A 14,445-nucleotide genomic window follows, 5' to 3' on the forward strand; every position below is an offset into this window, starting at 1 on the left:
ATTCGTACGCCGACCGGAAAGGATGACCATGCCCCCCTATCTCAACGCCAGTGTCGCGCTCGGCGCACTGTTGCTGCTTCCGATCGTTCCGGTGCAGGCGCAGGAGAAGCTGACGCTGGAGCGCGTATTTGCCAGCCCTGATCTGGCCGGGCCGCTGCCGCGCGTGCTGAAGCTGTCGCCCGACGGCAAGCTGGTGACCCTGCTCAAGCCGCGTGCGGACGAGAAGGAGCGGCTCGACCTGTGGGCGATCGACACGTCGACCGGCGCGGAACGGATGCTGGTCGATTCGAAGAAGACCGGCAGCGGTGCGGAACTCAGTGAAGCGGAGAAGATGCAGCGGGAGCGTGACCGCTCGGTCGCCGGCAGCACCGGCATCACCAGCTATGACTGGTCGCCCGACGGCAAGACTATCCTGGTTCCGGTCGATGGCGATCTCTATCTCGCCGCGCTGGATGGCAAGGTGACGCGCCTGACCGATACGCCGGACGGCGAACTCAACGGCGTGGTCAGCCCCAAGGGCGGCTTCGTGTCCTTCGTGCGCGGCGGCAACCTGTTCGTGAAGCCGATGAACGGCGCCGAAAAGCAGCTGACGCAGGGCGCCAGCGAGACGCTCAACTGGGGCGTGTCGGAATTTGTCGCCCAGGAGGAAATGGACCGGCGCACCGGCTATTGGTGGTCGCCGACCGACGGGCTGATCGCCGTCGCCCGGGTCGATGAAAGCCCGGTCGGCATCGTCACCCGCACCGCCATCGGCGGCGAGGGCACCAAGATCTATCAGCAGCGCTATCCCGCCGCCGGCACGCCCAACGCGGTGGTCGATCTTTTTGTCATGAAGGCCGACGGTTCGGGCCAGGTGCAGGTCGACCTGGGCGCCGACAAGAATGTCTATCTCGCCCGCGTCGATTGGTCGAAGGACGGCAAGACCCTCTATGTCCAGCGCGAGAGCCGCAACCAGCAGCGGCTCGACCTGCTGGCGGTTGACCCGGCGACCGGCAAGGCGAAGATCGTGCTCACCGAAACCGCCAAAAGCTGGATCAACCTCAGCAACAATTTCACGCCGCTGAGCGACGGGAGTTTCCTCTGGTGGTCGGAAAAGACCGGCCATGGCCATCTCTACCATGTGCGCGATGGCAAATGGACGGCGCTGACCAGCGGCGAATGGGAAGTGCGCGACATTGTCGGCGTGGATGAGGGCAAGGGCCTGGTCTATTTCACCGGCAATCGCGACACGCCGCTGGAGCAGCAACTCTATGTCGCGTCGCTGGCGAAGGCCGGGCCGCTCAAGGCGTTGACCGCCAAGGGCTGGTGGAACGACGCGGTGATGGACGGGGCTGCCAGTCGTGTCATCGTCACCCGCCAGAATGCCGACCAGCCCAAGCAGGTCTATCTGGCCGACAGCGGCGGCAGGCAGTTGCAGTGGATCTCGGAAAATGCGCTGAAGGGCGATCACCCCTATGCGCCCTATATCGCCGGCCATGCAAAAACCGTGTTCGGGACGGTCAAGGCGGCCGATGGCAGCATCCTCTATACCAAGATGCTGACCCCGCCTTTGCAGCCCGGCAAGCGCTATCCCGTCTTCATGATCCATTATGGCGGACCTGGCACCGGGCGGCAGGTAACCAACACATGGAGCGGCGCGCTCAACCAATATCTGGTCGATCGCGGCTGGATCGTCTTTGCGGTCGACAATCGCGGCACGCCCGATCGGGGCAAGGCGTTCGAGGACCAGATTTACCGCGCGATGGGGACGGTCGAGGTCGATGACCAGCTAAAGGGTGTCGAATGGCTGAAGGCCCAGCCCTTCGTCGATCCCAAGCGGATTGCCACCTATGGCTGGTCCTATGGCGGCTACATGTCGCTGAAGCTCGCCGAAAAGGCGCCGGGCACCTTCGCGGCGATCGTTTCGGGCGCGCCGGTTACCAAATGGGAGTTTTACGACACCCATTATACCGAGCGCTATCTGGGCCAGCCGCAGGACAAGCCAAGCGCCTATCCCGGCTCTGATGCCGTGGACGACGCGGTGAAGATCACGGACCCGCTGCTGCTGATCCACGGCATGTCCGACGACAATGTCGTGTTCGACAATTCGACGGCGCTGATGGCCAAGATGCAGGCGGCGGCGGTGCCGTTCGAGCTGATGGTCTATCCAGGGCAGACCCACCGCGTGGGCGGGCCAAAGATCAGCGTCCATCTGTGGAAGACGATCGAGCATTTCCTGGCCGATAACGGCGTGAACCCCGCCGATTGACGCCATGACGCAACAGGCATAGCCTCTCCTTTCATGGCTGCATGGGGAGAGGCTATGACGGGGGAGATCTTACTCAGTCCGGTGCGTGGCAAGGCCCGCATTGAAGTGCTCGATATCCTGCGCGGGATCGCGATCCTGGGCATCTTCACCATGAACCTGCCTTTCATGGCGGGGCCTTCCGAATTGATGATGCGCGACATTCGCCAGATGGGCTGGACGCACGCCGATCAGGTCGCCTGGAGCCTGATCGAGATATTCTGGGAAGGCACCCAGCGCGGTTTGCTGGAATATCTCTTCGGTGCCGCGCTGATGGTGCTGGCGGCCAAGGCGATGGAGCCCGACGGTCCGGTTGCGGTCGCCGACCTCTATATCCGGCGCGCCTTATGGCTGCTGCTGTTCGGTTTCGTCGACATCTTCCTGCTCGCCTGGCCTGGTGACATCCTGCATGTCTATGCATTGGCCGCCCTGTTCCTGTTTCCATTTCGCAAGCTGAAGGCGAAATGGCTACTGCCATTGGGACTGGTTTTTGCCACGGTGACGTCCGTGTATCCGGCGATCCAATATGTCGAGCGGATCGACATGATGACCAAGGTAGAAGCGGCAAAGGCCAAGCAGGTGGCGGGTACCCCGCTGGCCCAGGCGGACAAGGCGGCGATGGCGGCCTGGCAGAAAAAGCTGGATCGCTACAAGATCGACAAGGAAACCAAGCAAAAGGCCGAAGCGGAAGCGAAGGCGCGCAGTGGCAGCTATGCCGGTTATATCGGCTTTCTCTGGGGCGTATGGATTGATCTCGCCGGTCAGGGCGAAGTCTATATGGGTGTTGCGGAGGCTTTTTCCGCCATGCTTATCGGCATCGCCCTGTGGAAATGGGGCATCATTCAGGGCCTGCGATCCACCCGTTTCTATCTGGTGCTGGCATTATGTGCCTATGGCTTTGGCCTTGGCGCACGGGCGATCGGCGTTGCCGAAATCACCAGCTTCCAGCCCATTCCCAAGACGATCTGGATCACCAGCGAATATGCCCGGCTGGCCGTCTCGCTGGGCCATGTCGCGCTGGTCAACCTGCTGGTGCGGTTCCGCGTTTCCCATGCCGTCCTGAAACCCTTCGTGGCGGCTGGTCAGGTGGCTTTCTCGCTCTATTTTCTGGAGCAGATCATCGGCATCAACATCCTCTTTTCACCGATCGCGCTGGGATTGCGGGGGGTATTTGGATGGGCAACCTTGTGGGGTTGGGCGACCGCCATCGCGCTTGGCCTGCTGCTCTGTGCCAATATCTGGACGCGCTATTTCGTCAGCGGCCCGATGGAATGGGCATGGCGTTCGCTGGCCTATTGCAAGCGGCAGCCATTCCGACGCCGCGCAGCGATCGGCGATGCCTAGCCATCCACTGACTATCGCTGGCAATAGCCCTTCTTTCTGGACAAATCGCGCAGTTTCGTTATGCGCCACCCCGCAATTCTGCATGGAGTGGAGTGTTTAGTCATGGGTTACAAGGTCGTCGTCGTGGGTGCCACCGGTAATGTGGGCCGCGAGATGCTGACCATTCTCGCCGAACGCGAGTTCCCGATTGACGAGATTGCGGCGGTTGCATCGTCGCGGTCGACCGGCGTCGAAATTGATTTCGGTGACACCGGCAAGACACTCAAATGCAAGAATATCGAGCATTTCGACTTCACCGGCTGGGACATTGCCCTGTTTGCCGCAGGCTCCGGCCCGACCGCCGAATATGCGCCCAAGGCGGCAGCAGCCGGTTGCGTCGTGATCGACAATTCGTCGCTCTATCGCATGGACCCGGACGTGCCGTTGATCGTGCCCGAAGTGAACCCGGACGCGATCGACGGCTACAAGAAGAAGAACATCATCGCCAACCCCAACTGCTCGACCGCGCAGATGGTCGTGGCGCTCAAGCCCTTGCATGACGCCGCCAAGATCAAGCGCGTCGTCGTTGCCACCTACCAGTCGGTCTCGGGCGCCGGCAAGGAAGGCATGGACGAGCTGTTCGAGCAGTCGCGCAACATCTTCGTCGGCGATCCGGCCGAGCCGAAGAAGTTCACCAAGCAGATCGCGTTCAACGTGATCCCGCACATCGACGTCTTCCTGGACGATGGTTCGACCAAGGAAGAATGGAAGATGGTCGCGGAGACGAAGAAGATCCTCGACCCCAAGATCAAGCTGACCGCGACCTGCGTGCGCGTGCCGGTGTTCGTCGGCCATTCCGAAGCGATCAACATCGAGTTCGAGAATGAGATTTCGGCGAAGGAAGCGCAGGACATCCTGCGCGAGGCACCGGGCATCATGCTCGTCGACAAGCGCGAGGATGGCGGATACGTCACCCCGATCGAATGCGTCGGTGATTTCGCGACCTTCATCAGCCGCGTGCGGGAGGATTCGACCGTCGACAACGGCATCAACCTGTGGTGCGTCAGCGACAATCTGCGCAAGGGTGCGGCGCTGAACGCGGTGCAGATCGCCGAACTGCTGGGCCGTCGCCACCTCAAGAAGGGCTGAGCCGGCATATGCTCTCCGGCGCTGTCGCGGCATGGAACAGCCTTCCTGTCGCGCAGCGCCGGATGATCGTCACCCTTCTGGTGGCGATCGGGTTGGCCAATATTGCGCAGCCCTTTCCCGAACTCGCTCCGCTGCAACACGGCCCGACCGTGCTGCTCGCGCTCGCAGCGCCGTGGATACTCCGGCGTTGGCCGCTTTCAAGCCGCTCGGCCGGCTGCATCTGGCTGTTCCTGCTGGTCCACACCTTCGGCGCGCGCTGGATCTATTCCTACGTGCCCTATGACGATTGGGCGCGCGCGCTCAGCGGCCATGATATTTCCAGCCTCTTCGGCTTGCAACGCAATGGCTATGACCGGCTGGTTCATTTCGCCTTCGGTGCGCTGCTGACGGCGCCCCTCGCAGAGATCGCCCGACGCAGAGGCGGTTTGCGCCAGGTCTGGAGCCTGGCCTTCGCCTTTGCCGCCATCGGCCTAGGCAGCGCGCTCTACGAGATATTCGAATGGCTGCTGACGGTGATCGCCGCCGGCGAGACCGCCGATTATTATAATGGCCAGCAGGGCGATGTCTGGGACCCGCAGAAGGACATGGCCGCCGCCCAGATCGGCAGCACCATCGCACTGATCGCGCTCTTGCGCCGCCGAAGCGGAAATCCTATCGGCGAGGCCCCATGCCCCGAAGGACCTGAGCAATGACCGACCTGCAGATCGAACGCCATGACATCGAAGGGCTGGGTGGCATGCCGATCGCCGTGCATGTCGTGGGGCAGGGACGGGACCTGGTGTTGATCCACGGCTATTTCTCCAATGCCTGGACCAACTGGATCCGCTACGGCCATGCAGCCAAGCTGGTGGAGGCGGGTTTCCGCCTGATCATGCCGGACCTGCGCGGCCATGGCGAAAGCGGCAAGCCGCATGATCCGGCCGCCTATCCGGCGGATGCGCTGACCGACGACAATCTGGCGCTGGTCGAGCAGATGGGGCTGACCGATTATGATCTGGGCGGCTATTCGCTGGGCGCGCGCACGACCGTGCGGATGCTGGCGCGCGGCGCGACGCCGCGCCGGGTGATCCTGGCCGGCATGGGCCTGCGCGGTCTGACCCGCACGCTCGACAAGGGCGGCTATTACAAGAAGGTGCTGACCAATCTCGGCACGTTCGAGCGCGGCACGTCGGAATGGATGACCGAGGCGTTCCTCAAGACCACCAAGGGCGATCCGGTGGCGATGCTGCATATCCTCAATACCTTCGTCGACACCGACGAGGCGACCATTGCCGGCTTCCGGCAGCCGACCGATGTGATCTGCGGTGTCGACGACCAGGATAATGGCATTGCCCAGGAACTGGTCGATGCGTTGCCAAACGGTCGCTATGTCGAGATACCGGGCAATCATATGAACGCCGTGACGCGCAAGGAACTGGGCCAGGCGATGGTCGATTTCCTGACCGCTTGACTGTCTCGCCAGCCTAATCCACCTTGGCCCCATAAGAAGACCTAAGGGGCCAAGTTCCATGAAAATCGCCATTTCGATCGCCGCGCTAGCGGCTGCCCTTGTTGCGTCGCCAGTGCTGGCGCAGCAGGCGCCGACCACGCAGCAGCCGACCGCTGCCGAGGCCGAAGCCTTCCTGACCAAGGCGGAGAAGGCGCTGTTTGATCAGTCGCTGATCAGCAGCCGCGCCGCCTGGATCAACGCGACCTACATCACCGACGACACCGACGCGCTCGCTTCCTATTTCGGCGCGATCGATACGACGATGCGCGTCGACTATGCGCTGGAGGCGGCCAAGTTCGCGACCGCACCGGGCCTGACGGAGGAGACGAAGCGCCGCCTGACGCTGCTGCGCACCGCGCTGACCCTGCCCGCGCCGACCACGTCGGGCGCCTCGCAACAGCTCAACGACCTCGCGACCAAGCTCCAGTCCACCTATGGCAAGGGCAAGGGCACGCTGAACGGCCAGCCGATCAACGGCAGCGACATCGAAGAGAAGATGGGCACGGACCGCAACCCGGACGAGCTCAAGGAAATGTGGGTGAGCTGGCACGACAATGTCGGTGCGCCGATGCGTGGCGACTATGCCAAGCTGGTGACGATCGCCAACCAGGGCGCCAAGGAACTGGGCTTTGCCGATACCGGCGCGATGTGGCGCTCCAAATATGACATGCCGGCCGACGACTTCGCCAAGCTCACCGACAAGATCTGGGCCGAGGTAAAGCCGCTCTATGACGAGTTGCATTGCTACACACGCACCAAGCTCAACGAGAAATATGGCGATGCCGTCCAGGCCAAGACCGGGCCGATCCGGGCCGACCTGCTCGGTAATATGTGGGCGCAAGAATGGGGCAATATCTATGATATCGTCGCGCCTGCCGGTGCCGGCGACTTGGGCTATGACATCACCGACCTGCTGACGGCCAAGAATTACGACCCGATCAAGATGGTGAAGACGGGCGAGGGCTTCTACAGCTCGCTCGGCTTTGCGCCGCTGCCGCAGACCTTCTGGGATCGTTCGCAGATTACCAAGCCGCGCGACCGCGAAGTGATCTGTCACGCCTCCGCCTGGGATCTGGATAACAAGGACGATATCCGCATCAAGATGTGCACCAAGGTGAATGGCGACGATTTCGTCACCATCCATCACGAATTGGGGCATAATTATTACCAGCGCGCCTATAATATCCAGAAACCGCTCTATCTCGATGGCGCCAATGATGGCTTCCATGAGGCGATCGGCGACTTCATCGCGCTGTCGATCACGCCAGACTATCTGGTGAAGATCGGCCTGCTCGATCCGGCCAAGGTGCCGGGCACCGACAAGGATCTGGGCCTGCTGCTGCGTCAGGCGATGGACAAGGTCGCCTTCCTGCCGTTCGGCCTGCTGATCGACAAATGGCGCTGGGGCGTATTTGATGGTTCCATCCCGGAGTCGAAATATGAAGCCGCATGGACCGACCTGCGCCGTCAATATCAGGGGATTGTCCCGCCGGTCGCGCGGGACGAAAGCAAGTTCGATGCGGGCGCCAAATTCCATATCCCCGGCAATACGCCCTATACCCGTTACTTCCTTGCCCGCGTGCTGCAGTTCCAATTCTACGAGGCAGCGTGCCGTCAGTCGGGCTGGAAGGGGCCGCTCCATCGTTGCTCCTTCTACGGTAACAAGGCCGTAGGGGAAAAGCTGAACGCGATGCTGGAAATGGGCGCCTCCAAGCCCTGGCCGGACGCGCTGCAGGCCTTTACCGGCAGCCGCGAAATGTCAGGCAAGGCGCTGGTCAATTATTTTGCTCCGTTGCAAAAATGGCTTGTAGTGCAAAATAAAGGCAAGTCGTGTGGCTGGTAAGTTTCAGTAAAACTTGGTAAATGGCCGGTGTATGACCGCACCGGCCGTTATTTTGTCCCTGCTTTTTGGTACCGCCCTGGTGATGACCATCGCCATGGGGGTCGCGTGGCTGCATTTTGGCCGGCAACGGCATGTGCTGACCTGGGCGGCCTCCTATGGCGTCGCAATCCTGCAATGGATCGCCAATGCCGGCGGGTTTTTCCTGCATAGTCGGCTGCTCTATATCCTGACCGGCGTCGGGTTGATCATCAGCGCCTCATTGCTGGCCATCGGGGTCCAGCAAAGGTCAGGCAGGCAGGTTCGGATCACTGCCTTTGCGGTGCCGGCCATGCTGGTCATTATTTCCATGTCGCTGGCGATCGGCCCGGTCGGCAGCCAGATCATGCAGGGCATGATCATTCCCGCCTATGTTGGGGTCTTGCTGGCGGTCAGCGCGCTATCGCTTTGGCCGCGGGATCGCGCATTCACGCCCCCTGAATTGGCGTTCTTCACGGTGCTGCTCGCATTCGCATTGGGCCAATTGGCGCTCGCGCTGTCGGCGTCCCTGATCCGGGGGCCGGAAGAGGGCAAGGAAGTGTATCGCGCGATCCTGGGGCTGGTCATGCCGACCATTTATGTCGGCACGGGGGTTGCCGCCGTGCTTGTGGTGGCGGGCGACCTGGCCCAGCAGTTGCGGCAGCAGATGCGCCACGATCCATTGACCAACGTCCTCAACCGTCGGGGCATCGAGGAATTCGCCAGCCGCGCGATTGCCACTGCCCGAAGGCAGGCGCGCCCGCTGTCTCTCGTGATTTGCGACCTCGACGGGTTTAAGGCGTTGAACGACAGCCACGGGCATATCGCCGGGGATACGGCCTTGCGCAGCTTTGCCCAGTTGTTGACCAATGCGGTGCGCCGCGGCGACGTCGTTGGACGACTGGGCGGTGACGAGTTCGGCCTGCTGTTGATCGACGCGCCGGCACAGGTGGCTGCCGAGGTTATGGAGCGGGTCCGGATGGAGATTAGTTGCTTACGGCTGGATGAAGCCCCTCACACCATATTGTGCGCGAGTTTCGGCGTAGCGGATCTGCGGGTCGAGGATGCGCGGCTGGAAGACATGCTCGCCCGCGCAGACAGCGCACTGTATGACGCGAAGCGCGCTGGCAAGAACCAGGTCAGTATCTGGTGTGACGCCGCCTGACGGTGGCGCCACACCAGATATTTAGCGAAACGGCGGCTCGTTAAAGGCGCGCAGCTTGCGACTGTGCAACTTAGGGCCTTCCTGCCTCAGCAATTCGCAGGCCATCAGGCCAACGCGCAAATGGCCGGCAATCGCTTCCTCATAGAAGCGGTTGGCCTGGCCGGGCAGCTTCAATTCGCCATGGATCGGCTTGTCCGACACGCAGAGCAACGTGCCATAGGGCACGCGGAAACGATAACCCTGTGCCGCGATCGTCGCCGACTCCATGTCTATGCCGACGGCACGGGACAGGCTGAAGCGCAGCGCGGAACTGGAATAGCGCAATTCCCAGTTGCGATCATCGGTGGTGACGACCGTGCCGGTACGCAGGCGGCGCTTGAAATCTTCCGGATTGCCGCTGCCCAGGATCGCCTCGGCCGCGCTCGCCATTGCCACTTGCACCTCGGCGATCGCAGGTACTGGAATTTCCGGCGGCAGCATTTCGTCGAGCACATGGTCGTCGCGCAGATAGGCGTGGGCGAGGACATAGTCGCCGATCCGCTGGCTTGGGCGCAGGCCGCCGCAATGGCCGATCATCAGCCAGGCCTCCGGGCGCACCACCGCCAGATGGTCGCAGATCGTCTTGGCATTGGACGGGCCGACGCCGATATTGACCAGGGTGATGCCGCTGCGATCAGGCGCGATCAGATGATAGGCCGGCATCTGGTGCTTGCGCCAGGCGCTGTCGGCGATCATTTGCGCCGGGTCGGCGGTTTCCGGGGTGACATAAACGCCGCCGGCACCCGACAGGGCAGTAAAGCGGCTGCCTTCGCGCTGAAGTTCCTGGCATGCCCAGTCGACGAACTCGTCGACATAGCGATGATAGTTGGTGAACAGGATATAGCGCTGCACATGTTCGGCCGGCGTACCGGTATAATGCTTCAGCCGCGCCAGCGAAAAATCGGTGCGCAACCCGTCGAACAGGGCTAGGGGCCGGTCGCCATCGGCATCCGGCGCGAACAGGCCGTCGGCGATTTCATCACCGATTTCAGCCAGTTCTGTCGCCGGGAAGTGGCGTGCCAATTCGGTCGGGGGCGTGCCGTCGAGCGCGTTGATGTCTAGGCCATCAAGCACATAGGGGAAGGGAATCTGCTGATCGCTGAGCCCCGTTTCCACTTCAACACCATAATCGCGAACCAGAAGATCGATCTGTTCGGCGAGATAATCGGCAAACATTGCCGGACGGGTGATAGTGGTGACGTAGCGGCCAGGTTTCGACAGCCGGGCGAAGGAACGGCCCGGCGGCGGCGCCTGACTGTCGTCATGATGGACGATCCGCAATTCAGGATAGCAGAAACGGCGATCGGTCCGCGCTTCGGCCGGCGGAATGCTGCCATCGCGCGCATAGGCCCGCATGGCTTCCCGCAGATTTTCAATGGAGGTCTGATAGATGGCGTCGAGTTGCGCGACGATCGCTGTGCCGATGCTCTGTGTCATCGCCCCCTGTTACCGCACTTATATGACGGAAGAAAGATGGCGGTGAAACAATCGCGCACGCCATTGTGGCGGCGTGCGCGATTAGCCCGAATCAGAGTTGCTCGATCAGGAAGTCAGCCGAAGACACCTTGAAATCGCCCGGCGCTTCCACATTGAGTTCCTCGACCACGCCGTCCTTGACCAGCATCGAGAAACGCTGACCGCGCTGGCCCAGGCCAAATTTGCTGCCGTCCATGGTCAGGCCCACCGCCTGCGCGAAGGCGCCGTTGCCATCGGCCAGCATCGTCACCTTGCCGTCGGCACCGGCCGACTTGCCCCAGGCGCCCATGACGAAGGCGTCATTGACGGCGGTGCAGGCGATTTCGTCCACGCCCTTGCCCTTGAGGGCGTCGGCCTTGTCGATAAAGCCGGGCAGATGCTTGGCTGAGCAGGTCGGCGTGAAGGCGCCGGGCACCGAGAAGAGGGCGACGGTGCGGCCCGCGAAATATTCGTCCGAAGCGACCTGTTCGGGGCCGTTTTCGGTCATGGTGGTGAAGGTCGTGCTGGGAAGGCGGTCGCCCTTGGCAATGGTCATCATATATCTCCTGGCCAGTGTTGCGGCGGACGTCGTCGCTATGCCCACCGCTGTCAAGGGGAGTGCCTCGAATATGGCGCGATGCCCCATGGTTGCGACGGCAGGCCATTGGCTTATGCGTGCCCATGCCTATATTCGGGTGGATGGATGACGCACGTTTTTATGGCGGCCGCTTTCTTCTGGCTCTGCCCGGCATGGAGGACGAGCGGTTCGCCTATTCCGCCATTGCCTTGTGCGTGCATGACGCCCAGGGCGCGCTTGGCATCAATCTGGGCGAGGAGATGGTCGGCGTCGGACTACGCGACCTGCTGCAGAGCTTCGACATCGACGGCTCGGGCGTGGAGGACCGGCCCGTGCTGCGCGGTGGCCCGGTCGAGCCGCGGCGCGGGTTCGTCCTCCATTCGCTCGATTGGGCAGGGCAGGATATGGTTCAGGCCGGTGCGGACTGGGGGCTGTCGGGGTCGATCGACATATTGAAGGCGATTGCGCAGGGCCGCGGTCCGCGCCGCTATCTTGTCGCGCTCGGCTATGCCGGTTGGGCGCCCGGGCAACTGGAACAGGAAATGGCCGGCGACAGCTGGTTCCTCGCCGATGGCGACGCGGACCTGCTGTTCGACGTTCCGCCACAGCGAAAATGGGCCGCCGCTTTCGCCGCAGCGGGAGTTGATTCGGCCCATTTGGTGAGCGGTGGAGGATCCGCCTGAGCCGGATATTTCGTTACGCGGTGCAATCTCCCTTGTTTCCCGTGCGAAAGAATAGTTGCGCATGGCCGCTTGTTTCCTGGTCGTAACTGAACCGAGAGCGGTAAATTATCGCTAAGTATCACGATTGATAATTCAGAAATTCGGCACGCGACATGCTGACCCCGGGGCAATTGATACGGGGGTTAATTACATGAAAAAGTTTGCAATTGCGGCACTGGCGGCAGCAATTTCGTTTGCACCTGCGCATGCGTCGACCTGCTGGAAGACGGGGGCTGCCGAAGCGGCGCAGGTTCGTAATTTTGAAATGATGTTGATGGTGTCGGCGCTGCGTTGCCGCACGAGCAGCAACAATTTCCTGCCGGCCTATAATCGCTTCGTTCTGGAAAAACGAGCTGCACTTACCGAAGTGAATGATGCGCTACGCGCCCATTTCAGCGAAGCAGTCGGGCAGGTCAACGGGCTGGGTGCCTATGATGACTATGTGATCAGCCTTGCCAACAGCTATGGCGCCGGGGTCAACGGCCTCATCTGCCGCGACCTGGAGGCGCTGACGGCCGCTGCGAACGCCTTGCCGGCGGACCGGATTTCGCTGCTGAAGCTGACGGATGCGGCCGGCATCACGCCGCGCCTGAATGCGGCACGATGCTCGGATGTCGCACAGATCGCCCAGGCCGGCGCACCCGCACCGGTCGCCCCGCAGGCTCCGGCGATCGCCATGGCCACATCGGCTCCGCGCGGACCGGTCGAATAGCACATAAAGAAAACTTTATATTGAGTTGCCATGGGCGGCGGCGGTTGGTAAAGGCTCCAGCATCGCCGCTGCCTTGTCCTATCAGGCCGCGCCGGAAATTCTAACGGAATGGAGATTGGCTCGTGGCCACCGTACCCGCCGCCCAGGCACAGGATTATGTGATCGCCGACATCGGCCTTGCCGCCTTTGGTCGCAAGGAAATGGATATCGCCGAAACCGAAATGCCGGGCCTGATGGCGCTGCGCAAGGAATTCGGCCCGTCGCAGCCGCTCAAGGGCGCGCGCATCACCGGCTCGCTGCACATGACGATCCAGACCGCCGTGCTGATCGAGACGCTGACTGCGCTCGGTGCGCAGGTTCGCTGGGCGACCTGCAACATCTATTCGACGCAGGACCATGCCGCCGCCGCGATCGCCGCGTCGGGCGTGCCGGTCTTCGCCGTCAAGGGCGAGACGCTGCAGGAATATTGGGACTATGTCGAACGCATCTTCGACTGGCACAATGATGACTCGGGCGTCTGCAACCTGATCCTGGACGATGGCGGCGACGCCACCATGTTCGCCCTGTGGGGCGCGCGCGTCGAAGCCGGCGAAGAGCTGTTCACGCCGTCGAACGAGGAAGAGGAAATCTTCTGCGCCGTGCTGAAGCGCGTGCTGGCTGAGCGTCCCGGTTTCCTGACCAAGACCGTCGCCAGCATCAAGGGCGTGTCGGAAGAGACCACCACCGGGGTCCACCGCCTTTACGAACTGGCCAAGAAGGGCAAGCTGCCCTTCCCGGCGATCAACGTGAACGACAGCGTCACCAAGTCGAAGTTCGACAATCTCTATGGCTGCAAGGAATCGCTGGTCGACGCGATCCGTCGCGGCACCGACGTGATGCTGGCCGGCAAGATCGCCTGCGTCGCTGGCTTCGGCGATGTCGGCAAGGGTTCGGCCGCGTCGCTGCGCAATGGCGGTGCCCGCGTGATGGTGACCGAAGTCGATCCGATCTGCGCGCTGCAGGCGGCGATGGAAGGCTATGAAGTCGTGACCATGGAAGAGGCCGCCCCGCGCGCCGACATCTTCGTCACCGCGACCGGCAATGAAGGCGTTCTGACCGTCGATCACATGCGCGCCATGAAGAATATGGCGATCGTGTCGAACATCGGTCATTTCGACAGCGAGATCGAGATCGCCGGCCTGTCCAACATGAAGTGGACCGAGATCAAGCCGCAGGTCGACGAAGTCGAATTCCCCGACGGCAAGAAGATCATCGTCCTGTCGAAGGGCCGCCTGGTCAACCTGGGCAACGCCACCGGCCATCCGAGCTTCGTGATGTCGGCCAGCTTCACCAACCAGACGCTGGCCCAGATCGAGCTGTGGACCAAGAGCGAGACCTACGGCAACGACGTCTATGTCCTGCCCAAGCATCTCGACGAGAAGGTCGCCGAACTGCATCTGGAAAAGCTGGGCGTGAAGCTCACCAAGCTGAGCCAGAAGCAGGCCGACTATATCGGCGTGCCGGTCGAAGGCCCGTTCAAGCCGGACCACTACCGCTATTGATCGAACAGGCGGGGAGGGCGATCAGCCGTCCCCGCCCTTTTTATCGTTAAAAATGCCCGGCCGATATCGCGCCGGGCATTCTTTGTATCTTCCTTCCATCTGGATGCTTTCCGCTATCGCCGAGTTGCGAT

General features: G+C 62.0%; 12 protein-coding genes. 10 read left to right on the forward strand and 2 right to left on the reverse strand.

Features of this window, described 5'->3' with window-relative positions; translation table 11 throughout:
- The first annotated feature begins 28 nt into the window (after window positions 1-28).
- From PMI04_RS11485 to PMI04_RS11515, 7 genes are all read left to right on the forward strand, one after another.
- The gene (locus tag PMI04_RS11485) at window positions 29-2,248 is read left to right on the forward strand and encodes a S9 family peptidase (RefSeq protein WP_007705352.1); all 2,220 of its coding nucleotides are present in this window, start codon (window positions 29-31) and stop codon (window positions 2,246-2,248) included.
- A 54-nt stretch (window positions 2,249-2,302) separates the two neighbouring features.
- Window positions 2,303-3,628 (forward strand): DUF418 domain-containing protein, encoded by a 1,326-nt coding sequence (locus tag PMI04_RS11490; protein WP_007705354.1) that lies wholly within the window; start codon window positions 2,303-2,305, stop codon window positions 3,626-3,628.
- Window positions 3,629-3,730: 102 nt separating this feature from the next.
- Entirely contained in the window at window positions 3,731-4,756 is a 1,026-nt protein-coding gene (locus tag PMI04_RS11495; RefSeq protein WP_007705356.1) for an aspartate-semialdehyde dehydrogenase, read from the forward strand.
- 8 nt (window positions 4,757-4,764) lie between these two features.
- Window positions 4,765-5,448 carry a DUF2238 domain-containing protein gene (locus PMI04_RS11500; RefSeq protein WP_007705358.1) on the forward strand — a complete coding sequence of 228 codons (684 nt, stop codon included), beginning with the start codon at window positions 4,765-4,767 and terminating at the stop codon, window positions 5,446-5,448.
- Window positions 5,445-6,206 carry an alpha/beta fold hydrolase gene (locus tag PMI04_RS11505; protein WP_007705360.1) on the forward strand — a complete coding sequence of 254 codons (762 nt, stop codon included), beginning with the start codon at window positions 5,445-5,447 and terminating at the stop codon, window positions 6,204-6,206. Before PMI04_RS11500 ends, PMI04_RS11505 begins: the two co-directional genes overlap by 4 nt.
- A 58-nt stretch (window positions 6,207-6,264) precedes the next feature.
- Entirely contained in the window at window positions 6,265-8,088 is a 1,824-nt protein-coding gene (locus tag PMI04_RS11510; protein ID WP_007705362.1) for a M2 family metallopeptidase, read from the forward strand.
- Between the two features lie 31 nt (window positions 8,089-8,119).
- Window positions 8,120-9,268 carry a GGDEF domain-containing protein gene (locus PMI04_RS11515; RefSeq protein ID WP_007705364.1) on the forward strand — a complete coding sequence of 383 codons (1,149 nt, stop codon included), beginning with the start codon at window positions 8,120-8,122 and terminating at the stop codon, window positions 9,266-9,268.
- A gap of 21 nt (window positions 9,269-9,289) precedes the next feature.
- On the opposite strand, the gene PMI04_RS11520 is transcribed toward PMI04_RS11515, so the two are convergent.
- Both PMI04_RS11520 and PMI04_RS11525 read right to left on the reverse strand, forming a co-directional pair.
- The gene (locus PMI04_RS11520; protein ID WP_007705366.1) at window positions 9,290-10,744 is read right to left on the reverse strand and encodes an AMP nucleosidase; all 1,455 of its coding nucleotides are present in this window, start codon (window positions 10,742-10,744) and stop codon (window positions 9,290-9,292) included.
- Window positions 10,745-10,835: 91 nt separating this feature from the next.
- On the reverse strand, window positions 10,836-11,318 hold the full coding sequence (locus PMI04_RS11525) for a peroxiredoxin (protein WP_007705369.1): 483 nt from the start codon (window positions 11,316-11,318) through the stop codon (window positions 10,836-10,838).
- A 143-nt stretch (window positions 11,319-11,461) separates the two neighbouring features.
- Here PMI04_RS11525 and PMI04_RS11530 point away from each other — a divergent pair, with 143 nt between their 5' ends.
- The 3 genes from PMI04_RS11530 to ahcY all read left to right on the forward strand — a co-directional run bounded on the left by PMI04_RS11530 (window position 11,462) and on the right by ahcY (window position 14,314).
- Window positions 11,462-12,022, forward strand: a complete 561-nt coding sequence (locus tag PMI04_RS11530; RefSeq protein ID WP_007705372.1) for a YqgE/AlgH family protein — start codon at window positions 11,462-11,464, stop codon at window positions 12,020-12,022.
- A gap of 190 nt (window positions 12,023-12,212) precedes the next feature.
- The gene (locus PMI04_RS11535) at window positions 12,213-12,773 is read left to right on the forward strand and encodes a hypothetical protein (protein ID WP_007705376.1); all 561 of its coding nucleotides are present in this window, start codon (window positions 12,213-12,215) and stop codon (window positions 12,771-12,773) included.
- Window positions 12,774-12,895: 122 nt separating this feature from the next.
- A complete protein-coding gene (gene ahcY, locus PMI04_RS11540; RefSeq protein ID WP_007705380.1) occupies window positions 12,896-14,314 on the forward strand; it encodes an adenosylhomocysteinase in 1,419 nt (472 codons plus the stop codon).
- The last annotated feature ends 131 nt before the right edge of the window (window positions 14,315-14,445 follow it).

The sequence above is a fragment of the Sphingobium sp. AP49 genome (assembly GCF_000281715.2).
GTDB lineage: Bacteria > Pseudomonadota > Alphaproteobacteria > Sphingomonadales > Sphingomonadaceae > Sphingobium.